Source organism: Gelidibacter pelagius (assembly GCF_017581925.1).
GTDB classification, from domain to species: domain Bacteria; phylum Bacteroidota; class Bacteroidia; order Flavobacteriales; family Flavobacteriaceae; genus Gelidibacter; species Gelidibacter pelagius.
Window position 1 is genome coordinate 291,288 of sequence record NZ_JAGEVG010000002.1, and the last position, 23,928, is coordinate 315,215.

Annotated in this window: 20 protein-coding genes and 2 riboswitches; of the genes, 19 read left to right on the top strand and 1 reads right to left on the bottom strand. The window is 39.3% G+C overall.

Going from position 1 to position 23,928, the window contains the following annotated elements; genetic code table 11:
• Positions 1-64: 64 nt before the first annotated feature.
• The gene (gene metK / locus J4051_RS02850; RefSeq protein ID WP_208232237.1) at positions 65-1,357 is read right to left on the bottom strand and encodes a methionine adenosyltransferase; all 1,293 of its coding nucleotides are present in this window, start codon (positions 1,355-1,357) and stop codon (positions 65-67) included.
• Between the two features lie 89 nt (positions 1,358-1,446).
• Between metK and J4051_RS02855 the strand changes: the two genes are divergently transcribed.
• From J4051_RS02855 to metF, 19 genes are all read left to right on the top strand, one after another.
• Complete coding sequence (locus tag J4051_RS02855; RefSeq protein WP_208232238.1) at positions 1,447-1,683, top strand: hypothetical protein; 237 nt, start codon at positions 1,447-1,449, stop codon at positions 1,681-1,683.
• Positions 1,684-1,763: 80 nt separating this feature from the next.
• Positions 1,764-1,886, top strand: a riboswitch (SAM riboswitch).
• A 118-nt stretch (positions 1,887-2,004) separates the two neighbouring features.
• Positions 2,005-3,312, top strand: a complete 1,308-nt coding sequence (locus tag J4051_RS02860; RefSeq protein ID WP_208232239.1) for an O-acetylhomoserine aminocarboxypropyltransferase/cysteine synthase family protein — start codon at positions 2,005-2,007, stop codon at positions 3,310-3,312.
• Between the two features lie 11 nt (positions 3,313-3,323).
• Positions 3,324-3,776 carry an OsmC family protein gene (locus J4051_RS02865; protein WP_208232240.1) on the top strand — a complete coding sequence of 151 codons (453 nt, stop codon included), beginning with the start codon at positions 3,324-3,326 and terminating at the stop codon, positions 3,774-3,776.
• On the top strand, positions 3,777-7,172 hold the full coding sequence (thrA, locus tag J4051_RS02870) for a bifunctional aspartate kinase/homoserine dehydrogenase I (protein ID WP_208232241.1): 3,396 nt from the start codon (positions 3,777-3,779) through the stop codon (positions 7,170-7,172). It begins immediately after the preceding gene.
• Between the two features lie 75 nt (positions 7,173-7,247).
• On the top strand, positions 7,248-8,420 hold the full coding sequence (locus J4051_RS02875) for a trans-sulfuration enzyme family protein (RefSeq protein WP_208232242.1): 1,173 nt from the start codon (positions 7,248-7,250) through the stop codon (positions 8,418-8,420).
• An 18-nt stretch (positions 8,421-8,438) separates the two neighbouring features.
• Positions 8,439-8,852 (top strand): RrF2 family transcriptional regulator, encoded by a 414-nt coding sequence (locus tag J4051_RS02880; protein WP_208232243.1) that lies wholly within the window; start codon positions 8,439-8,441, stop codon positions 8,850-8,852.
• Positions 8,853-8,977: 125 nt separating this feature from the next.
• On the top strand, positions 8,978-9,247 hold the full coding sequence (locus tag J4051_RS02885; protein ID WP_208232244.1) for a DUF2061 domain-containing protein: 270 nt from the start codon (positions 8,978-8,980) through the stop codon (positions 9,245-9,247).
• Entirely contained in the window at positions 9,247-9,861 is a 615-nt protein-coding gene (locus J4051_RS02890) for a phosphoadenosine phosphosulfate reductase domain-containing protein (protein WP_208232245.1), read from the top strand. Before J4051_RS02885 ends, J4051_RS02890 begins: the two co-directional genes overlap by 1 nt.
• A gap of 47 nt (positions 9,862-9,908) precedes the next feature.
• Entirely contained in the window at positions 9,909-10,886 is a 978-nt protein-coding gene (cysD, locus tag J4051_RS02895) for a sulfate adenylyltransferase subunit CysD (RefSeq protein WP_236027168.1), read from the top strand.
• A 170-nt stretch (positions 10,887-11,056) separates the two neighbouring features.
• Complete coding sequence (locus tag J4051_RS02900; protein WP_208232246.1) at positions 11,057-12,304, top strand: sulfate adenylyltransferase subunit 1; 1,248 nt, start codon at positions 11,057-11,059, stop codon at positions 12,302-12,304.
• Positions 12,305-12,446: 142 nt separating this feature from the next.
• On the top strand, positions 12,447-14,540 hold the full coding sequence (locus tag J4051_RS02905) for a HEPN domain-containing protein (protein ID WP_208232247.1): 2,094 nt from the start codon (positions 12,447-12,449) through the stop codon (positions 14,538-14,540).
• 90 nt (positions 14,541-14,630) lie between these two features.
• A complete protein-coding gene (gene cobA, locus J4051_RS02910) occupies positions 14,631-15,398 on the top strand; it encodes a uroporphyrinogen-III C-methyltransferase (RefSeq protein ID WP_208232248.1) in 768 nt (255 codons plus the stop codon).
• Between the two features lie 2 nt (positions 15,399-15,400).
• The gene (locus J4051_RS02915; RefSeq protein WP_208232249.1) at positions 15,401-15,976 is read left to right on the top strand and encodes a precorrin-2 dehydrogenase/sirohydrochlorin ferrochelatase family protein; all 576 of its coding nucleotides are present in this window, start codon (positions 15,401-15,403) and stop codon (positions 15,974-15,976) included.
• Position 15,977: 1 nt separating this feature from the next.
• A complete protein-coding gene (locus tag J4051_RS02920) occupies positions 15,978-17,027 on the top strand; it encodes an NAD(P)/FAD-dependent oxidoreductase (RefSeq protein WP_208232250.1) in 1,050 nt (349 codons plus the stop codon).
• A gap of 63 nt (positions 17,028-17,090) precedes the next feature.
• Positions 17,091-17,852 (top strand): serine O-acetyltransferase EpsC, encoded by a 762-nt coding sequence (epsC, locus tag J4051_RS02925; protein WP_208232254.1) that lies wholly within the window; start codon positions 17,091-17,093, stop codon positions 17,850-17,852.
• Positions 17,849-18,739: a cysteine synthase CysM gene (gene cysM / locus J4051_RS02930; RefSeq protein WP_236027171.1), complete on the top strand. Its 891-nt coding sequence runs from the start codon at positions 17,849-17,851 to the stop codon at positions 18,737-18,739. The genes epsC and cysM overlap by 4 nt, the downstream gene beginning before the upstream one ends.
• 58 nt (positions 18,740-18,797) lie before the next feature.
• A riboswitch (SAM riboswitch) is annotated at positions 18,798-18,940 on the top strand.
• A 54-nt stretch (positions 18,941-18,994) separates the two neighbouring features.
• On the top strand, positions 18,995-19,996 hold the full coding sequence (locus J4051_RS02935) for a homocysteine S-methyltransferase family protein (RefSeq protein ID WP_208232256.1): 1,002 nt from the start codon (positions 18,995-18,997) through the stop codon (positions 19,994-19,996).
• Between the two features lie 113 nt (positions 19,997-20,109).
• Complete coding sequence (metH, locus tag J4051_RS02940; protein ID WP_394368890.1) at positions 20,110-22,794, top strand: methionine synthase; 2,685 nt, start codon at positions 20,110-20,112, stop codon at positions 22,792-22,794.
• Between the two features lie 121 nt (positions 22,795-22,915).
• Positions 22,916-23,872 carry a methylenetetrahydrofolate reductase [NAD(P)H] gene (gene metF / locus J4051_RS02945; protein WP_208232260.1) on the top strand — a complete coding sequence of 319 codons (957 nt, stop codon included), beginning with the start codon at positions 22,916-22,918 and terminating at the stop codon, positions 23,870-23,872.
• Positions 23,873-23,928 lie beyond the last annotated feature (56 nt).

Sequence of the window (23,928 nt, forward strand, 5' to 3'; positions counted from 1 at the left end):
AGAAACGTTGAAGGTTTTTTATGCTTTATAAAGTCTTGATTCTAAAAACGAAGTGGTCTTAATTCTAATTTATTTCAAAAGCCTTTTTCACCTTCTCCACATAATCCAATTTTTCCCAAGTAAACAGTTCCACATCAAGTGTTATTTTGGTGCCGTTGAATTGTTCAAAGGTTTTGGAAACCGTTTCGTTAACTCTACCCATATGGCCATAAGCTGCGGTTTCGCTGTACATTGGTTGACGGAGTTTTAAGCGCTCCTCAATGGCTGCTGGACGCATATCAAAAATCTCAAATATTTTTTCTGCAATCTCTCCATCGGTCAAGTTGAACGGACAGGTGCCATACGTATTCACATAAATTGAGGTCGGTTTCACCACACCAATAGCATAACTCACCTGTACTAAGATTTCTTCACAAAGACCTGCAGCGACTAAGTTTTTGGCAATATGACGCGTCGCATAAGCAGCACTTCTATCTACCTTGCTTGGGTCTTTTCCACTAAATGCGCCACCACCATGGCCGCCTTTGCCGCCATAGGTGTCTACAATAATTTTTCGTCCTGTTAGTCCAGTATCGCCATGAGGTCCACCGATAACAAATTTTCCTGTAGGATTGATGTGGTAGCTAATATCATCATTAAACAACACTTGAATGTGCTCAGGGAGTCCTGCCTTAACTCTCGGAATTAAGATGCTGATAATATCTTTTCTGATTTTTTCCAACATTTCAGTTTCAGCAGCATCAACATCAGTTTTTGCTTCTGATTTCGGTTTTACGAAATCGTCGTGCTGGGTAGAAACCACAATGGCATCAATGCGTTGTGGGACATTATCATCGCTATATTCTATAGTAACTTGACTTTTTGAATCTGGTCTTAAGTAAGTAATATCCTTGTTCTCTCTGCGCAATGCCGCCAATTCAATCATCAGACGATGCGAAAGATCCAATGCCAATGGCATATAGTTTTCGGTTTCGGTCGTGGCATAACCAAACATCATGCCTTGGTCTCCCGCGCCTTGTTCTTCTTTGGTTGCCCTGTCAACACCTCTATTGATGTCTTCAGATTGCTCATGAATTGCGGAGAATACCCCACAAGAATTGCCGTCAAACATATAAGCACTTTTAGTGTACCCAATTTTGTTGATAGTATCACGAGCGATTTTTTGAACGTCTAAATAAGTCTGTGATTTTACCTCGCCGGCAAGCACAACTTGTCCGGTTGTAACCAAGGTTTCGCAAGCAACTTTTGAATCCTTGTCAAAGGCTAAAAAATTGTCTATTAAAGCATCACTGATTTGATCTGCTATTTTATCTGGGTGTCCTTCGGAAACGCTCTCTGAAGTAAATAAATATGCCATAACCTTTTGTTTATTATAAGTTTACGGAAGATTTGACGTTGCGCGTCGAAGGTAGTTTGCACTGCCTTTAGCATTTTTATCCCACAATTATGGCGGAACTCATCCTCGGTTTTTCCGATTCAGAAGAGGTTGCAATCAGTCAAATCTTTCCTCTCAATAATTATGGGGCAAAAGTAAAAAAATTAAACGGATGGCAAATCGTTTTATTTTTTTTTCATTTAAAATTAACGTTTAAAATTCTTTTTATTTTATTTTGTTTTGCTGAATGGCCAATGTTTACAATGTGTCAGAGCTTTTTTGGGAGGTGCGATATAGAGGGGGGTTAAAAGAAATCTCAATAATAATTTGGAATTGTAACATTTGTGTTGCAATATTTGTGCTCACAAAGTTCAAATAACTTATTGAAGTGTTATCAAGAAAGGCAGAGGGATTAGACCCGGTGAAGCCTTAGCAACCCTTTAGAAATGGAGAAGGTGCTAAATTCTACTTAATTGCTGATTCATTTATCAGGTAATTGGATAGATAACTAAACGTAATTACTCATCTGTAATTATAATTTTCTTTTTAACATTTTTCTATTAGGTTCGTCAGTGATGACGCAATTGGCTTTTGTTTTAATTCATTTATTAACTCAAAAAATTAGAAAAATGAGTACACAAAAATTCGCAACCCAAGCGTTGCACGCAGGACACGACGTTCAGTCCAATGGAGGTACCAGAGCAGTACCAATTTACCAATCTACAGCCTTTGTTTTTAAAGATTCTGATCATGCTGCAAATTTATTTGCACTGGCAGAACCAGGAAACATTTACACACGAATCAACAATCCAACCAATGATATTTTAGAGCAGCGTTTAGCCGCACTTGATGGCGGTATTGCTGCAGTTGTAACATCTTCAGGAATGGCAGCAATTGCCACATCGTTGCTCACGCTTTTAAGAGCGGGCGATCATATCGTGGCTTCGAGTAGTTTGTATGGTGGCACGTATAATTTGTTGAATGTAACCTTGCCAAGACATGGTATCACAACCACATTTGTAGATCCTTCAGATCCTGAAAACTTTACCAAGGCAACAAAAGAGAATACACGCGTTTTCTTTATTGAATCTTTAGGTAATCCGAAATTGGATGTCTTGGATATCAAAGCCATTTCCAAAGAAGCAAAAGCCAACAAAGTGCCTTTATTTGTTGATAATACCGTGGCTACTTCGTATTTAGTAAAACCTATTGAGCACGGAGCCGATATCGTCATTCATTCTTTAACAAAATATGTAAACGGAAATGGAACGGCCATTGGAGGTGCCATTGTTGATGCTGGGAAATTTGACTGGGCCAACGGGAAATTCCCTGAGTTTACGGAACCATCCCCTGGATATCATGGATTGGTCTATACCGACGTTTTGAAAAACGCTTCGTTTATTGCAAAAGTGCGTATTGAAGGACTTCGCGATTATGGTTCGGCTTTGAGCCCGTTTAATGCTTTTCAAATTATTCAAGGTTTGGAAACTTTGGAATTGCGTATCAAACAGCACAGTAAAAACGCATTGGAACTGGCCAAATGGTTGCAAGAACAAGAAGAAGTGACTTGGGTGAATTATCCGGGCTTGGACAGCAGTCCTTATAAAAAATTAGCCGACCAATATCTGCCTGAAGGAAAAAGTGGACTGGTGACTTTCGGTGTTGTTGGAGGTTACGAAGCTGCAAAAATCATTGCAGACAAAACCAAATTGTTCTCATTGTTGGCAAATATTGGCGATAGCAAATCGCTTATCATCCATCCTGCAAGTACCACACACCAGCAACTGTCTGATGAGGCCCAGGAAACTACTGGGACAACCAAGGATTTAATTCGTTTATCGGTTGGATTGGAGCATATTGATGATTTAAAAGCCGATTTAAAACAGGCATTTAAAGTCGTAAGTGAGACCGTTTTACAAAATTCTTCTAACCAATAAATAGCGTAATCATGAGCGATTTAATATTTAGTGTGCAGGGCGAAAGTGCCTCTGCAGCAAAATTTGTTGCCAAAACGAGACAGTTCAAGTTGGTAGTAGATGAACCTGAGGGTCTTGGGGGAACGGATGAAAATGCCAATCCGGTGGAATATATTTTAGCTGGTTTAGCAGGGTGTTTAAACGTAGTGGGGCATTTAGTAGCGAAAGAATTAGGGTTTTCTTTGAGAAAGTTGACCATTGAAGTTACTGGCAATATAAACGCAGACCGGTTATTCGGAATATCCACGGATGAAAGAGCAGGTTTTAAGAAAATAGATTTAAAGCTGGTGCCAGAAACCGATGCGTCAATTGAGACCTTAGCCGAATGGTTAAGAATAGTTCAAGAACGATGTCCTGTAAAAGATAATCTAACCAATATCACTCCTGTACATGTGAGTGTGGAAAAACAATACCAAGTTCAATAAATGTCACAATTAAAATTCATTCAAATTCAAGATTTTGAATTGGAAAGTGGTAAGGCAATTTCCTTAAAATTGTCTTACCAACTTTTTGGTCAAGCTTTAGGAAGCGCACCAATTGTACTGGTTAACCATGCGCTAACCGGTAATAGTAATGTTGCTGGAGAAGGAGGTTGGTGGTTGGACTTGATTGGTCCTGATAAAGTGATTGATACCAATGCTTATACTATTTTGTCCTTTAATATTCCGGGTAATGGCTATGATGGCTTTGTTATCGAAAATTACAAAGATTTTGTAGCGAGAGATATTGCCAGATTGTTTTTGGAAGGTTTGAAAGCATTGCAAATTACCAAGCTTTTTGCATTGATTGGCGGTTCGTTGGGAGGAGGGATTGCTTGGGAAATGGCGTTTTTGGCACCAGAATTGGCAGAGCATTTAATTCCGGTGGCAACCGATTGGAAGTCTACCGATTGGCTCATCGCGAATTGTCAGATCCAAGAGCAGTTTTTGGTCAATTCCAGCAATCCCGTTCATGACGCCAGAATGCATGCCATGTTGTGCTACAGAACACCCAAATCATTTAAAGAGCGTTTCCAACGCAGTAAAAACGACGATTTGGAAATCTTTAATGTCGAGAGTTGGTTGTTGCATCATGGTAATAAACTTCAGGAACGTTTTCAATTATCAGCTTATAAATTGATGAATCAATTGCTAAAAACAATTGATGTGACCAAAAACAATGGTGATAATGCCGATATCCTAAATGCCATCCATTCAAATATCACGATAGTTGGTGTGGATTCCGATTTGTTTTTTACGGCGGAAGAAAATCGTGAAACTCAAAAGCAATTGGCATTGACCCATCCGAATGTGACTTACAGTGAAATTAATTCAGACCATGGCCACGATGCCTTTTTAATAGAATTTGAACAATTGGAAAAAATTATTGAACCTATTTTTAGACCGCATACAGCACATAAGAAAATGAAAATATTAAAATTTGGTGGAAAATCATTAGCCAATGGTGAAGGGCTAAAACGTACCATCGCCATCATAAAGAAAAAAGTACAAGACCATGAGAGAATTGCGGTCGTCGTTTCGGCGCGTGGTAAGGCAACTGATGAGTTGGAAATCATTTTAACCAAGGCTTCGCGACGAGAAGATTATTTTGCAGATTTTGAAGCGTTCAAAACCTATCAGTCAGAACCATCATCGACAGTTGACTTTACTGAGGAGTTTTCTGCGTTGGACAACATATTTCAAGGTGTCAAACTTTTAGGTGATTACAGTGATAAAATAAAAGCTGAGGTTTTAGCTACTGGCGAAATTATTTCGGCCAAGTTGATTACCGCTTTGTTGCAAGAAGAAGGGGTCAATGCGAATGCGACCATTGCTACAAAGTTGATTAAAACTGAAGGTGATTTCCTTAATTCGCAACCCATTCAAAAGCAATCTCGTGAAAATATTTTGGCGCATTTCAAACAATTTGGTGGGACGACAGTTAATATAGTGACAGGCTTTATCGGCTCTAATTCTAAAAACGAAACCACTTTGTTGGGACGTAATGGCAGTAATTATTCGGCGTCATTATTGGCGAATTACTTAGATGCTGAAGAACTTCAAAACTTTACGCACGTCAACGGAATTTATACGGCCAACCCTGAGTTGGTTGAGGATGCCCAAAAAATAAGAGAATTGTCGTTTGCAGAAGCGAATGAACTCGCCAATTTTGGAACTACGGTTTTACATGCTAAGACGATTATTCCATTATTGGAAAAAAACATCAAACTCCGGATTTTAAATACGTTCAATCCAGATGATGAAGGCACATTAATTTCAGCTAAAGCCAATACTAAGGAAGTGACTTCTTTATCTGTATTGGACAATGTGGCCTTGATCAACTTTGAAGGCCGCGGATTGTTAGGAAAAGTTGGTGTGGATGCCAGGATTTTTAAAGCATTGAGCCAACATAATATCAGTGTGAGTATTATTTCACAAGGATCTTCTGAGCGTGGCATTGGCTTGGTGATTGACGCCGAAAAGGCAACCCAAGCGGTTATCGCTTTGGAGCGTGAGTTTGAAAACGATTTTTATTCACAGGATGTTAGTAAAATTTCAGTGATTGATGACGTATCGGTGATTTCAATTATCGGTATTGAATTGGGCTCGTTTCATAAGCCATTTAATGCCTTGATCAAAAATCAAATCACGCCGTTATTGTTTAACAATACCGTTACGGGTAAGAACGTGAGCTTGGTAGTTAAAAAGAACCAAATGCATAAAGCGGTCAATGTGATCCATGGTGAAGTCTTCGGAATATCTAAAAAAATAAATATTGCCGTTTTTGGACACGGTGGCGTAGGTGGAGCCTTGATCAATCAAATTCTTAAATCGAAGAATGATATTGAAAAACGGAAAGGCATCAGTTTGAATGTTTTCGCGATTGCCAATTCCAAACAAGTGCTGCTGAACAAGAAAGGAGCAGAGGACACTTGGAAGCATGATTTAGAACAGACTTCAAAAAGATACACCGTTCAAGATATTATTGACTTCGCAAAAACACATCATTTAGAGAACTTAATTGCTGTGGATAATACCTCAAGTTCTGAGTTTTACAAAAATTATACCCCATTGGTAGAGGCTGGATTTGATCTGGTGTCGTCCAATAAAATAGCAAACACGATATCTCACGATTTCTATACACAACTCAGAGAAAACTTAGAGAATAACAAAAAGGACTACTTATATGAAACCACAGTTGGTGCTGGTTTACCGTTAATTGATACGATTAAGCTACTCCATGAATCTGGTGAGAACATCACAAGAATCAGAGGTGTGTTTTCAGGGACTTTAAGTTATTTGTTCAATAACTTCTCCGTTCAGGATAAACCGTTCAGTACGATTATTCAGGAAACCATTGATAAAGGTTTCACTGAGCCTGACCCACGTGAAGATTTCTCAGGAAATGACGTGGCAAGGAAACTGTTGATTTTGGCAAGAGAACTCGATTTACAGAATGAGTTTGCGGATATTTCTGTTGAAAATCTAATTCCGGAAGCCTATCGAGAGATTCCGACCTCAGAATTTTTAAAGCAATTGGAGGTTTTAGATGACAAATTCCAAGCTATAAAAGATCAACAAAAAGAAGGCCATGTGTTGCGTTATGTAGGCGATTTGTCAGGCGATTTATCCAAAGACAAAGGGAATTTAGAAGTCAAATTGGTATCCATTCCATTGGACAGTACTTTAGGCCATATCAAAGGTTCCGATGCCATTTTTGAGATTTTTACAGAATCGTATGGTGAGCAACCGATTGTTATTCAAGGTGCGGGAGCGGGAGCAGAGGTGACGGCAAGAGGTGTTTTTGGAGATATCTTGAGATTATCAAAACATATTAATTAGAAAGTATTCCTTTCACAAACCTCTCAGTCCCGATAGCCATCGGAACAAAACCTGAGAGGTTTTAATAAGAATTCCATGAGCAAAAACAAATTTGAAACCGACGCTATCAGAACCCAAATGGAGCGTTCAGAATTTTTGGAACATTCCACCCCCTTGCATTTAACGTCAAGCTTCATTTTTGAAGATGCTGAGGATATGAGGGCTTCTTTTGCTGAGGAAAAACAGCGTAATATTTACAGCCGATTCACGAATCCGAATACTTCTGAGTTTGTTGATAAAATGTGTAAACTGGAAGGTGCCGAAAGCGGGTACGCCTTTGCTACTGGAATGGCAGCCGTGTTTTCAACCTTTGCGGCTTTGTTGAATGCAGGAGATCATATTGTGTCGGCACGAAGTATCTTTGGTTCTACCAACAGTTTATTTAACAAATTTCTTCCGAAGTGGAATATAGAAACCAGCTATTTCAAAATAGATGAGGTTGACCAAATTGAAAGTCTAATTCAGCCGAACTCCAAGATTTTATATTTGGAAAGTCCCACGAATCCGGCAGTAGATATTTTGGATTTGGAACTTTTGGGACAGATTGCCAAAAAGCACAATCTGATTTATATTATCGATAACTGTTTTGCGACGCCGTATTTACAAAATCCCATAAAATTTGGTGCTGATTTGGTGATCCATTCGGCTACAAAATTGATTGATGGACAAGGTCGTGTTCTTGGTGGAGCAACCGTGGGAAGGGCCGATTTAATTCGGGAAATCTATTTATTTTCAAGAAATACAGGACCGGCATTGTCGCCATTTAACGCTTGGATTCTTTCTAAAAGTTTGGAGACATTGGGAGTCAGAGTTGATAGACACTGTGAGAATGCACTCAAAGTTGCTGAGTTTTTAGAATCGCATGAGAATGTGGCTTTGGTGAAATATCCTTTTTTGAAATCCCATCCCCAGTATGAATTGGCCAAAAAACAAATGAAACAAGGAGGGAATGTCGTTGCTTTTGAGGTAAAGGGAGGAATTGAAGCTGGACGTCAATTTCTAAATCATTTAAAAATGTTATCGCTATCCGCTAATTTAGGCGATACACGTTCCATTGCTACTCATCCTGCAAGTACAACCCATAGTAAGTTGAGCGAATCAGAGCGGCTTGAAACCGGAATTTCTGATGGATTAGTGCGTGTTTCAGTGGGTTTGGAACATGTTGATGATATTATTGCAGATTTAAAACAAGCCTTAGAATATGTATAAATAAAGTATCTTTACCGGATGCTTTCAAAAAAGACGAAATACGGAATTAAGGCGTTGACCTATTTGGCGAGACAAGAACAAAACGTTCCTGTGTCAATTGCGACCATTTCGGAAATGGAAAATATTTCACTGAAATTCTTGGAGAGTATCTTGTTGACGCTTCGCAAAAGTGGGCTCTTAGGCTCAAAAAAAGGAAAAGGTGGTGGTTATTATCTCCTTAAAGATCCAAAAGATATTAAAATGACAACAGTCATGAGGGTTTTGGAAGGTCCTATTGCTATGATTCCATGTGTGAGTTTAAATTATTACGAAAAGTGCGAAGATTGTCCAAATGAAGCGGAATGTGCGGTGCACCTTCTGATGATTCGCGTCCGTGATAGTAATTTAAAAATTTACGGAGAAACATCTTTGGCTGATTTAGCCAATTATTAAATTCACAAAAAAAACCTATTATTTTTATTGAATTCGGGGAGTAGCGTTTTAAAATTATTTCTTAGGTTTGCATATTACCCTACTAAATCTATAGGGTTAAAGATAATGAATAAAATATATTATTAATGGGAACAGTTTTAGAATCAAATATATCACATAACCAAAATAGAACTGCCGTCAATACTGACGCAGAACCTAAAGAAAACATCAAACGAACGCTTCTGAAAACCATTAGTTGGCGGGTTGTAGGTACCCTTGCCACGGTGGCCATCTCCTACGTTATAACCGGAACTTTAGCGTTGGCGTTTTCCATAGGTGGAATCGAGTTGGTTTCAAAAATGGCACTTTACTTTTTTCATGAGCGCGCTTGGAATACTATAAAATGGGGAAAATAATGAAAACAAATTTAGAACAGATCAATAAAGATCTACGCAGAAAATCACCTTTGGAAATTATTTTGTGGGCCGTTTCGGTTTCTGATCACCCAGTAGTGACCACCAATTTCAGACCTTATGAAGCTGCCATTCTGCACGCCGTTGCCAAGGTGAAACGGGATATTAAAGTGATCTGGTGCGATACGGGTTATAATACGCCACAAACTTACAACCATGCTGAATCAGTGATAAATCAGCTCGAGTTGAACGTGCACTTATACGTGCCAAAACAAACTACTGCGCATCGGGATATCGTATTGGGAATTCCTCACGTCGATGATCCGAATCACAAAATCTTTACGGAACAGGTAAAATTGGAACCTTTCAAAAGAGCTATGTCTGAACATCAACCTGATTTATGGTTTACAAATTTGCGCAAAGGACAAACTACTTTTAGAGATAGTATTGATATTGTTTCTCAAGGTGCTGATGGCATTTTAAAAGTAAGTCCGTTCTACTATTGGACAGATGAAGAACTTGATAAGTATCACATCGATAATAATTTGCCAAACGAGTTTAAATATTTCGATCCTACAAAGCAATTGGAAAATAGAGAATGTGGCTTACATGCATGAAAATAGTTCACAGTCGTATTCACAGTCAACAGAATAACGTAAGAAAAATGAAAATTACAGAAAAAACCAACCCAGTAAAGGTTTCCCCTTCGGATCCCGATAGTTATGAGGCTAAGGAGCTTCTCTTAAACACGTCAAAAATCAATCCCTTAGAAAATGAATCCATCTACATTATTAGGGAGGTAGCAGCGCAATTTGAAAAACCTGTGCTCTTGTTTTCTGGAGGAAAGGACTCCATCACTTTGGTAAGATTGGCGCAAAAAGCCTTTTATCCTGCGAAAATTCCGTTCCCGTTAATGCATATCGATACCGGCCATAATTTTCCTGAAACTATTGCATTTCGAGATCAACTGGTCAAAGAATTAGGATTGGAATTGATTGTGCGAAATGTGCAGGATTCCATTAATCAAGGAAAAGTAAAAGAAGAATCTGGTAGATATGCCAGTAGAAATAGCCTTCAAACCACGACGCTTTTAGACGCTATTGAAGAATTCAAATTTGATGCCTGTATCGGGGGTGCCAGAAGGGACGAGGAAAAAGCAAGAGCCAAGGAACGTATTTTTTCTGTGAGAGACGATTTTGGACAATGGGATGAGAAAAATCAGCGTCCCGAATTATTCGATATGCTGAATGGACAGATTCAATTGGGCCAAAATGTACGGGTCTTTCCGATTTCCAACTGGACAGAATTAGATGTTTGGTCGTATATCGAAAGAGAAACTATTGAAATCCCTTCCATTTATTTTGCACATACCAGAGCCACGTTTTTAAGAGACGGGTTGATTTGGTCTTCTGATGACGAGGTGGTATACAGGGACGAAGATGAAGTGGTTGAAGATCGTGTCGTCCGATTTAGAACGGTTGGGGATATGAGCTGCACTGCGGCCGTGCTTTCTGAAGCCGCGGATATTGCTTCTGTAGTGCAGGAAATCCGAGATTCCACCATTTCAGAACGTGGCGCGCGCATTGACGACAAGCGCTCAGAAGCTGCGATGGAAAAACGTAAACAGCAGGGGTACTTTTAATCCCCCTAACCCCCGAAGGGGGAATGAGCAAGTTTGCGCATAAATTGAATTAAACTTTCCTGCAAGGTTTCAAAAACCTTGTAGGTTTCTAAAATTAAATACTAAATATTAACAGTTTAAAATACACCCGTAAAGAACTCCCTCTCCTTTGGAGAGGGTTGGGGAGAGGAATGGAAGTTTTAAAAATAGCAACAGCAGGAAGTGTAGATGATGGAAAAAGCACCTTAATTGGTAGAATTCTATACGATACAAAATCATTAACGAGTGATAAGCTCGACGCCATAAAAAAAACCAGTAAACAGAAAGGTTACGATTATCTTGATTTTTCATTGGCAACAGACGGTTTGGTAGCCGAAAGAGAACAAGGGATTACCATTGATGTCGCTCATATTTATTTCTCAACACAAACCAAGAGTTATATCATTGCGGATACTCCTGGTCATGTGGAGTATACGAGAAACATGGTTACAGGTGCTTCTACTTCGCAAGCGGCCATCATCTTGATTGACGCCCGAAAAGGTGTGATTGAACAGACCAATCGGCATTTTTTTATCAATAATTTATTGCGTGTAAAAGATGTGATCGTCGCCATCAATAAAATGGATTTGGTTGATTTTTCCGAAGAAATTTATAACAAGATCAAAGCTGATTTCAAAAGCTTAATGGATAAACGGGATTATCAAGAGCAAAATATCACCTTCATTCCGGTGAGTGCGCTAAAAGGTGACAATGTTGTCCATAAATCAAAACACACACCGTGGTACAAAGGACAAACTCTATTGGAACATTTTGAACAATTGGACACTGAAGATATTTACAATGTTGGCACGCCACGATTTCCTGTACAGTATGTTATAAGACCGAAGACTGAAGAATTTCATGATTTTAGAGGTTATGCCGGTAAAGTATATGGTGGGGAACTAAGTGTTGGTGATGAAGTGGTCGCTTTGCCATCCCAAACGAAATCTAAAATAAAAGAGATTATTGTATATGATCAATTGTACCAAACCGCTTCAAGACGCTCGTCAGTGACCATCACTTTGGAAGATGATATCAATGTGAGTCGCGGGGATATGTTGGTGAAAGCCGCTGACTTACCAACTATTGATAAGCAATTCACAGCAACCATTTCTTGGATGGATTCTCAAAACTTAGTGACAGGGAATAAATATGTATTGCAACACGGGGTCAATAAAGTTTTGGCCAAGGTGGATGCCATTAATCATAAAATCCATCCCGATTATTCAGGAATTGAAGACAATATCCAGGCTCTGGGAATGAATGATATCGCGTCGGTAACTTTCAAATTGAACAAGCCTATTTTTTTCGATCCGTTCAAAAACCATCGTACCAATGGCTCTTTCATTTTAATCGATTCACAATCCAATAATACCGTTGGAGCAGGCTTTATTCAGTAAAAGACGTAAACACCAAATTGGTGAACTAAGAGGATTGCTCATAATCACAAATCACTAACAGTATTCTCGCTTACCCGAGTCAGAATTCCTTCCAGAACTTGCATTTAGTGCAGTACAGATGGGAGGTTAGCAGGGCATTTTTATGCAAAGTTTTAGAACAGAATTAGAAAATCCAGTCGTTGAAAAAGACATTATCGATTTAGCCAATAAAATTGAACTCTTCAAATATGGCAAGATTGACGAGGATCAATTCAGAAGTGTGCGTTTGGCACGAGGTATTTATGGACAGCGCCAACAAGGTGTCCAAATGGTACGGATCAAATTGCCTTACGGAAAAGTTCTGAGTCAACAGTTACGACGAATTGCGGATGTTTCTGACGAATATTCCCGAGGACGCTTACACATCACTACCCGGCAGGATATCCAAATCCATTATGTCGATATTGATAGAACTCCCGAACTCTGGGAAGAATTGGAAAAAGATACGATGACCATTCGTGAAGCCTGTGGCAATACGGTTAGAAATGTGACTGCAAGTGAAACTGCCGGCATCGATATCAATGAACCTTTTGATGTGTCGCCGTATGCCGATGCTGTTTTTAAATTCTTTTTAAGAAATCCTATCTGCCAGGAAATGGGACGGAAGTTTAAAGTGTCCTTCTCGGCTTCCGATGAAGATTCAGGCCTGTCCTACATGCACGATTTAGGCTTTATTGCTAAAAAGGAAAATGGCATCAGAGGCTTTAAAGTGATGTTAGGGGGAGGCTTGGGCTCACAACCACGGCTTGCAGATGTACTCTATGAATTCTTGCCAACCAATCGGATAATTCCATTGATGGAAGGGGTGCTACGTGTTTTTGACCACCATGGCGAGCGAAAAAGTCGGGCCAAGGCAAGGATGAAGTTCTTGGTCAATGCTATCGGATTGGAGGAATTCAAATCTTTGGTTGATGAAGAACAGGAAGCCATTGCAAATACCACTATTCCTATTAATGTTGAAGATTATCCAATATCTGTCCCGGTAACTGTTGAAGTGCCAAAAGTGGTCCTTAAAGATAAAGAAGCTTTTAATGTTTGGAAAGCGACCAACCTTATTCCACAAAAACAGAAGGGTTATGTGGCCATTGGTATTAAGATATTGCTGGGTGATTTCTATACGGACAAAGCACGTTTGTTAGCGGATTTAGTTCAGAAATATGCTGCTGGAGAAATTCGATTGACCCTACGTCAAAACATTCTCATCCCTTTTGTGAAAGAGGAGTTGTTGCCCTATTTCTATCAGGAATTGGACAAATTAGGTTTTACGGAAGTAGGCTATAATAAAGCAGTCGATATCACGGCATGTCCAGGAACGGATACTTGTAATTTAGGAATTGCAAGCAGTACCGGTATTGCAGAAGAACTGGAGCGTGTGATCAAGACTGAGTATCCACACTACCTAAAGAACGAAGATTTAGTCATCAAAATTAGCGGCTGTATGAATGCCTGTGGTCAGCACAATATGGCGAACATCGGATTTCAGGGCATGTCAGTTCGAACTCCAGATAAATTAGTGGCGCCTGCACTTCAAGTTTTGCTTGGCGGCGGGAATTTGGGCAACGGAAAAGGAGTGTACGCTGATAAAGTGGTGAAAGTCCCGAGTAAGAGAGGACCAGAAGCCTTGCGTCGTATTTTAAATGATTTTGAAGCCAATGCCAATGGGGAATCCTTTTTGGATTATTATTTATCACAAGGCGAAAAATACTTTTATAGCCTGTTAACCGACCTGTCAGATGTGACCAATTTAACCCAAGACGATTTCATCGATTGGGGAACTAATGAGGACTATATTAAAGCCATTGGCATTGGAGAATGTGCAGGAGTGATGATCGATTTGATTGAAACCTTGTTTTTGGAAAGTGAAGAGAAAATTGATAATGCCAAGGAAGCTTTAGGACATAAAGTATATTCCAATGCCATTTATTTAGCCTACACGTCCATGGTTAACGCTGCAAAGGCACTATTAATATCTGAAGACATTGTCACAAATACCCAAGCCGGAATTATAAGTCAGTTTGATGCTGAATTTGTTGAATCCCAAAAAATTGATTTGGGAACTACCTTTTCGGAATTCATTTATCAAATAAGAAAGAATGCACCAACGCAAGATTTCGCCCAAAATTATATTGAGAATGCAACGGTATTTTTAAATAAAGCAAGAGCTTTTAGAAAACAAAAACAGGCCATAACTATTTAAACAAACCTGACAGGTTTTAAAAACATCCTGCAAGGTTTTCAAAACTTCCTGCAAGGTTTTCAAAACCTTGTAGGTATAATAAATATTTACATGAAAACACCAAGATTAACAGTAGTAGGCGCAGGTCCTGGAGATCCAGAACTGATCACCCTTAAAGCCATCAAAGCGATAGAATCTGCAGATGTCATTTTATACGATGCCTTGATCAACGTGGCGTTATTAGACTATGCATCCCCAGAGGCAGAACTCATATTTGTGGGCAAACGCAAGGGCTGTTATGCCTATCAACAAGATCAAATTAACGACTTGATTGTGGCGCGGGCAAAATCCCATGGTCATGTGGTCCGATTGAAAGGTGGTGATCCTTTTATTTTTGGTCGTGGTGCTGAGGAAATTGATTTTGTGCGACAATATGGAATAGAAACCTATGTCGTTCCTGGCATTTCATCAGCATTGGCGGTGCCTGCCTACCAAGGGATTCCATTAACAAAACGAGGTGCTTCCGAAAGTTTTTGGGTGATTACTGGCACCACAAAATCCCACCAATTATCAAATGATGTCAAACTTGCCGCGCAATCTACTGCAACGGTGGTCATTTTAATGGGCATGGGGAAATTGTCTGAAATAGTCGACGTGTTTTCTTCGGAAGGAAAGCAAAATACATCTGTGGCAATTATCCAAAACGGCACTACGGAAAATGAGAAATTTGGTACTGGAACCATTTCAACAATTTGTGATGTGGTTGAAAAACGAAACTTGTCCAATCCCGCAATCATTGTGATTGGTGACGTTGTTAATCAGCGGGTCAAGCTAAATTCTATTCATACAGAAGTCAACCAACAACTCATAACAGCTTAAAAATGGAACGAAATAACTTATACCCTATTTTCTTAAGAATGCATAAAATCCAAACCTTAATTGTTGGCGGTGGTAATGTCGGCTTAGAGAAGCTCACATTTTTATTAAAATCGAGCCCCAATGCCAATGTGGAAATGGTGGCCCCTTTTTTCAGGGATGAGGTGAAAGCGCTCGCAGAACAATTCAACATCAACTTGATCTATATGGCTTATGACGCTGCGTTTTTATGTGATAAGGATTTGGTCATTGCAGCAACTGATAACGTGGAGGTCAACAAAAAAATCTATAAAGATGCCAAACGCCGAAATCTATTGGTCAATGTTGCAGACACCCCTGAATTTTGTGATTTCTATTTAGGAGGAATAGTCACAAAAGGCAATGTTAAAATAGCCATTTCCACAAACGGGAAATCGCCAACCACAGCGAAACGCTTACGTCAGTTTTTTGAAGAAGTCATTCCTGACGATGTCAATATTCTGGTAGAAAATTTAAACCAATACAGAAAAACAATTAAAGGCAATTTTGAGCAAAAAGTGAATGCACTCAACAAAATTACCGAAACTTTAATAAGTAAATAACATGATTAAAACAGATATTTTAATAATAGGTGCTGGGCCTACAGGATTATTCACCGTTTTTGAAGCAGGATTATTGAAACTCAAATGTCATTTAATTGATGCATTGCCACAACCTGGAGGGCAGTGTTCAGAATTATATCCTAAAAAGCCCATTTATGATATTCCGGGAGTGCCGGATATTTTGGCTGGAGATTTGACAAATAACCTCTTGGAACAAGGTAAACAGTTCCAACCTGGGTTTACTTTGGGCGAACGCGCAGAAACTTTAGAAAGGCAAGAAGATGGTAGTTTTATTGTAACCACTAACAAAGGAACTCGGCATCATGCGCCAATTGTCGCTATCGCTGGTGGTTTGGGTAGTTTTGAACCAAGAAAGCCATTGATTGAAAATATCGCCTACTATGAAGATTTAGGGGTGGACTATTATATCAAGGATCCTGAAGTATATAGAAACAAAAAAGTAGTGATTTCTGGGGGTGGTGATTCTGCTTTGGATTGGAGTATTTTTTTGGCGGATATCGCATCAGAAGTGACGCTCGTTCATAGACGTAATGAATTTAGAGGGGCTCTGGACTCCGTAGAAAAAGTTCAGGAACTAAAACTTCTTGGGAAAATCAATCTCGTCACGCCATCTGAAGTGACTGCATTACACGGAAACAAAAGATTAGAGGGTGTTACTATTGAACGTGAAGGTGTGAAAATTTTATATGAGGCAGATCATTTCATTCCGTTATTTGGACTTTCTCCAAAACTGGGACCAATAGGAGATTGGGGTTTGGAAATTGAGAAAAACGCCATCAAGGTCGATACTTTTGACTATCAAACTAATATTCCAGGAGTTTATGCCATTGGTGATGTTAATACCTATCCTGGAAAATTGAAGTTGATTCTCTGTGGTTTTCATGAAGCGACGCTAATGTGTCAATCGGCATATCAAATCATTAATCCTGGTAAAAAATATGTGCTTAAATATACTACGGTTAGCGGTATTAATGGATTTGATGGCACACGTAAAGAAGCACCAAAAGCAGTTGTACAAGCTATTCTATAATTTGCTGTAAATAATTGTTTAATTTTGATATTACCCTCATGAATAATGCGTAATATTGATCATATGAGTATACTTTCAAATCAATTAAATCAATTTCAGACTTATAATATCTGTTTAAAGGATCCTGTCGAGACCTTCACAAAGGCCTTGTTTTATATGCTATTTGATGAAGAATATCGGACTCTTAATTGTCAATTTGTAAAAGACACATTTCTTAAGATTACGACAAAGCTGAAATTGGAAGACGGTGAAGAAACATGGGCGCAATTTGAAAGTCAATTCGGATCTATACGTGAGAAACTTGATTTGGACGCGATTGCCATAGAACAAAATGACCCTGCGGCCAAGAGTTTAACTGAAGTGTATCTGGCATATCCAGGGTTTCACGCCATTGCTATTTATAGATTAAGTCATGCGCTATATAAGCTAAACTATTTTGTTATTTCAAGAATGATGAGTGAACACGTACATGGTTTAACCGGCGTGGATATTCATCCCGGTGCAACAATCGGAGATTCTTTTTTTATCGATCACGGTACAGGAATTGTTATCGGGGAAACGGCCATCATTAAAAACAACGTCAAAATTTATCAAGGGGTGACCTTGGGCGGCATTCAAATAAAAAAGAGTCTATCGGAAACAAAACGTCACCCCACCATTGAAGATAATGTGACCATCTATGCCAACGCAACTGTTTTGGGAGGCGATATTGTTATTGGCGCAAATAGCATTATTGGGGCGAACGTATGGATTACCCAATCGGTTCCTGAAAATTCGTTAGTCACCTATCAAACAGAAATAAAAATTAGCACACGCAAAAAATGATTCAAAGTCAATCGATAATCGACCAAATTGGTAACACACCACTTGTTGAAGTGAAAAATATTATTTCCAAAAAGGAAGTACGTTTATTTTTGAAATTGGAAGGCACAAATCCAGGAGGTAGTGTGAAGGATCGTGCTGCTTTAAATATGATTTCGGAAGCTTTAAAACGTGGTGATGTTAAACAAGGAGATACTTTGGTAGAAGCTACAAGCGGGAATACAGGAATTGCCTTAGCATTCATAGCTCAGTTGTTAGGTGTGAAAATGGTGTTGGTCATGCCTGAGAATTCTACCGTAGAGCGGATCAAAACCATGAGGGCCTATGGTGCGGAATTAATTCTGACTTCCGCAGATGATGGAATCGAGGGAGCCCGAGACGTCGCTGAAAAGCTCGAAAAAGACAAGGGCTATTTTATGTTAAACCAATTTGGCAATGACGACAATTGGAAAGCCCATTATAAAACCACCGGTCCAGAAATTTGGCGTGATACTAATGGTGAAGTGACACATTTTGTTTCGGCTATGGGAACCACCGGAACCATTATGGGCGTGTCCACGTTTTTAAAAGAGCAGAATAAAAACATCACCATTGTTGGCGCACAACCAAAAGATGGTGCTAAAATCCCTGGCATCCGTAAATGGCCGGAAGCTTATCTTCCCCGAATTTTTGATCGCTCGAAAGTGGATAAGGTGATTGAGGTGATTGAGGAAGATGCAAAAAAAACAACCAATAGACTGGCTAGAAAAGAAGGTGTTTTTGCAGGAATGAGTAGCGGGGGCGCTGTTGCTGCTGCGTTGAAAATCGCCGAAAAATTGGATAAGGGAATCATTGTTGCCGTCATCTGTGATATTGGCGATCGGTATTTATCTTCAGATTTATTTGAATAAAAGTTGGTGGACTATTTTTTATACACTAAATTCGCCCTTTGTTCATACTATTATTAATTTGTTATCACGAAAGGCAGAGGGATTAGACCCGTTGAAGCCTTAGCAACCCTTACGAATTCCTGCGAAGGCAGGAATCTCAATTTAAGAAGGTGCTAAATTCTACTTTATTCTGAATTGTTTCAGGATTAAGACAGATAACCAAAGTGTTTTTTCTCCTCACTTTCCTGATGACATTTTTTATTTTTACTTTAAACAATGTCAGACTTAAATCAAATTTTACAAGACCGTATTCTTATTCTCGATGGTGCCATGGGGACCATGTTGCAACGCAATAACTTCTCTGAAGAAGATTTTCGTGGCGAACGTTTCAAAGATTATCCAAGCTCACTTAAAGGCAATAATGATTTGCTATCATTAACCCAGCCACAGGCTATTGCTGATGTTCATCGTAAATATTTTGAGGCGGGAGCAGATATTGTAGAAACCAACACCTTTTCAGGAACTACCATCGCCATGGCCGATTATAATTTGGAAGATTTGGTTTACGAACTGAATTTCGAATCTGCTAAAATAGCCAAACAAGTTGCCGATGAATTTACCAAAGCCAATCCTAATAAACCGCGATTTGTAGCAGGAAGCATTGGGCCAACCAACAAAACCGCAAGTTTATCACCAGATGTCAATAGGCCAGAATTTCGAGCCATCACCTTTGACGAACTTCGGATTGCCTATAAACAGCAAGTGGAAGCTTTGATTGATGGAGGTGTCGATATTTTACTGGTAGAAACGATTTTTGATACCTTAAATGCCAAAGCCGCCTTGTTTGCTATTGATGAGGTCAAAGAAGAACGAGACCTCGATATTCCAATCATGGTTTCAGGAACCATTACAGATGCTTCTGGACGGACACTTTCTGGACAAACAGTGGAAGCGTTTTTACTGTCCATTTCCCATATTCCTTTGCTCAGCGTCGGATTCAATTGCGCGCTTGGAGCAGATCAATTACAACCTTATTTACAACGATTATCCAACGAAACAGAATTTTATACGTCTGCGCACCCCAATGCAGGGTTACCAAATGCTTTTGGGGAATACGAGCAGACTGCTGATCAAATGAACGCTTTTATTGAAGAATACCTCAAAGATGGATTGATCAATATTATTGGAGGATGTTGCGGTTCCACACCAGAACATATTCAAAAAATAGCGGAGACCGCAAAAAACTATAAACCTCGCCAAATAGGAATAGAAGTCTAATTAAGAATAGAAGCCTGATTCCTTCCTCCCGATACCTATCGGGATTTAAGGGAAGGTGGCTTTAGGCTTTGTAAAAAGCCTAAAGACGGAAGGGTAAAATGAATAGAATGAAAATGAGCAAAAAACACAAATACTTAACACTTTCCGGATTAGAACCCTTGGTTGTCACCCCAGAAAGCAACTTTATAAACGTAGGCGAGCGCACCAACGTCACAGGATCACGTAAATTTCTACGTCTTATAAAAGACGAAAACTACAGTGAAGCCTTAGATGTGGCACGAGATCAGGTTGAAGGCGGCGCGCAAATTATTGATGTCAATATGGATGAAGGCATGTTGGACGGCGTTTATGCGATGACCAAGTTCTTAAACCTCATTGCCTCTGAACCTGATATTTCAAGATTACCGATCATGATTGACAGTTCTAAATGGGAAATCATTGAGGCGGGATTGAAAGTGGTTCAAGGAAAATCGGTAGTGAATTCCATAAGTCTAAAAGAAGGAGAGGAGACGTTTATTTATCAAGCCAAATTGGTGAAGCGATACGGAGCAGCCGTCATAGTGATGGCTTTTGATGAAGATGGGCAAGCCGATACCTTAGAACGGCGTATCGAAATCTGTAAGCGCTCGTACGATATTTTGGTGAACAAAGTCAAATTCCCACCTCAGGATATAATTTTTGATCCCAATATTTTTCCGGTGGCGACAGGAATGGAGGAGCACCGTTTGAATGCTCTCGACTTTTTCAAGGCTACCCAATGGATTCGTGAGAATCTTCCGTATGCTAATGTTTCTGGTGGTGTGAGTAACGTTTCGTTTTCTTTTAGGGGGAATACAGTTGTTCGTGAAGCCATCAACTCGGCATTTCTGTACCATGCCATTCAGCACGGAATGAACATGGGCATCGTCAATCCGACCATGTTGGAGATTTATGACGAAATTCCAAAGGATTTATTGGAGCACGTTGAAGATGTGTTGTTTGACCGACGTGATGATGCCACAGAGCGCTTATTGGATTTTGCTGAGTCTGTAAGGACAAGTCGCGTAAGGACAAGTCGCGACTTGTCCATACACGAATGGCGAAATGATCCACTACAAGAGCGCATCACCCATTCCTTGGTTAAAGGGATTGAAACTTTTATCATAGAAGATGTAGAGCAGGCCCGTCAAGAAACCTCAAAACCAATAGAAGTCATTGAAGGCCATTTAATGATTGGGATGGGCGTGGTTGGTGACTTGTTTGGTAGTGGGAAGATGTTTTTGCCCCAAGTGGTCAAATCGGCTCGTGTGATGAAAAAAGCTGTTGCCTATCTTCAACCTTTCATTGAAGCAGAAAAGGATGGAAAACAGGAGTTTGCCGGTCGGGTTTTAATGGCCACCGTAAAAGGTGATGTGCATGATATTGGTAAAAATATCGTCAGTGTTGTTTTGGGCTGTAACAATTATGAAATCATCGATTTGGGTGTGATGGTGCCACCCGAAAAAATTATTGAAACGGCCATTAGAGAAAACGTCGATATTATTGGATTAAGCGGACTCATAACCCCGTCTTTGGATGAAATGGTCTATGTCTCCAAAGAAATGGAAAAGAAAAACATCAGCATTCCGTTATTGATTGGTGGTGCCACAACCTCCAGAGCACATGCAGCCGTTAAGATTGCACCAAATTATGGACATACCACTGTTCATGTCAATGATGCATCAAGGGCAGTGACTGTTGTAGGTAGCTTGCTCCAAAAGGACAATCGGGTGTATAAAGAACAAATTCGTGAAGAATATGAGAAATTCCGTGAGCAGTTTTTAAAACGTGGTAAACAAAAGAATTATATTACGATTGAGGAAGCGCGAAACAGAAAATATAAAGTCGATTGGAATAAGGCAGAAATTATTAAACCCAATCAGTTGCGCGTTCAGATTATTGATGACTTTGAGTTGACAAAATTGGAGGATTTTATCGATTGGAGTCCGTTTTTTAGAAGTTGGGATTTGCACGGAAAATATCCCGATATCCTAACCGATGAGGTTGTGGGAGAGCAAGCCACTGAACTATTTAAAGATGCAAAAGAACTATTGAAAAAAGTCTTCGACGGAAAACTTTTAAAGGCGAAAGCTATTTTTGGACTGTTCCCTGCTAATACCATAAATGATGATGATATCGAAATTTATGACGAAGCAGGAAAGACGAAAGTTACATTTTTAACCCTTCGTCAACAGTTGGATAAACGAGAAGGTGTTCCAAATATCGCTTTAGCCGATTTCATAGCACCAAAAGATTTAGGAAAAAAAGATTATATGGGTTGCTTCTGTGTTACGACCGGTTTTGGAACAGCGGAATTAGCGAAAAAATTTGAAGAAGATTTGGATGATTATAATGCCATAATGATCAAAGCACTTGCGGATCGTCTTGCGGAAGCCTTTGCGGAATATTTGCATAAGGAAGTCCGAATTAACCATTGGGGCTATGATACCGATGAGAATTTATCTAATGAGGAATTGATCAAAGAAAGCTATAAAGGCATCCGTCCTGCCCCTGGATATCCAGCCTGTCCTGACCATTTGGAGAAAAAAACCATATGGAAATTATTACAGGTCAAAGAAAATATTGGTGTAGAAATCACCGATAGTTTGGCGATGTGGCCTGCAGCAAGTGTTTCGGGGTATTATTTTGCAAATAAGGAAGCCAAATATTTTGGATTGGGCAAAATAACGGACGATCAATTGAAAGATTATGCGAAAAGACGAGGCGTTTCTAATGAAGAAGCTGAAAAGTGGTTGAGTCCGAATTTAAGCCCATCCTAACCTTCCCAAAGGGAAGGAACCGTAACGTTAAAACGGATAAAATTATAAATATTAATATGCTGCTGAAATACATTCGTGTATTCGTGGCAAAAAAAGATCCCCATTTTCGTGGGGAGTAAACATGAAAGTAACAGAACATATAGCACAAGCCAACGGCAATACGCAATTTTCGTTTGAAATTTTACCGCCATTAAAAGGACAGCATATCAAATCTATTTTTGATAATATTGATCCGTTAATGGAATTCAATCCGCCATTTATTGATGTGACTTACCATCGAGAAGAATATATTTATAAAGAACAAGAAAATGGATTGCTTAAACGACAAGTGGTCAAGAAGCGGCCTGGAACTGTGGGTATTTGTGCAGCCATTCAAAATAGGTATAAAGTGGATGCGATTCCGCATATCTTGTGTGGAGGTTTTACTAAAGAAGACACCGAGAATTTTCTGATTGACCTTGATTTTTTAGGCATTCAGAATGTCATGGCTTTAAGAGGTGATGCGGTTAAAACTGAAACCTATTTCACCCCAGAAAAAGAAGGCCATGAGTACGCCAATGGTTTGGTCAAACAAATTAATGAGCTCAATGACGGGATTTATTTGGATCAAGACCTGCAAAACACCTCAAAAACAAATTTTTGCATAGGTGTTGCTGCCTATCCGGAAAAACATATGGAATCTCCAAGTTTGGACAGTGATATTCATTTTTTAAAGAAGAAAATCAAAAGTGGTGCAGAATATATCGTCACCCAGATGTTTTTTGACAATCAGAAATACTTCGAATTTGTAGAAAAATGCAGAAATGAAGGGATTACTATTCCCATCATTCCTGGTTTAAAACCGATCGCAACGAAGAGACAGTTAAACTTGTTGCCACATCGTTTTCATGTTGATCTGCCTGAAGCCTTAATTCTTGAAGTTATTAAATGCAAGGATAATTCAGAAGTGAAACAAGTGGGCATTGAGTGGTGCATCCAACAATCAAAAGAGTTGCAAAAAGCAGGTATTCCTGTATTACATTACTATTCTATGGGGAAAAGTGATAATATTCAAACCATTGCATCGCAAGTTTTTTGAGTTTGAAGCAGGACTTAAAGCCTTAATGTAAAAAGATAGATTCCTTCAGGCATCTC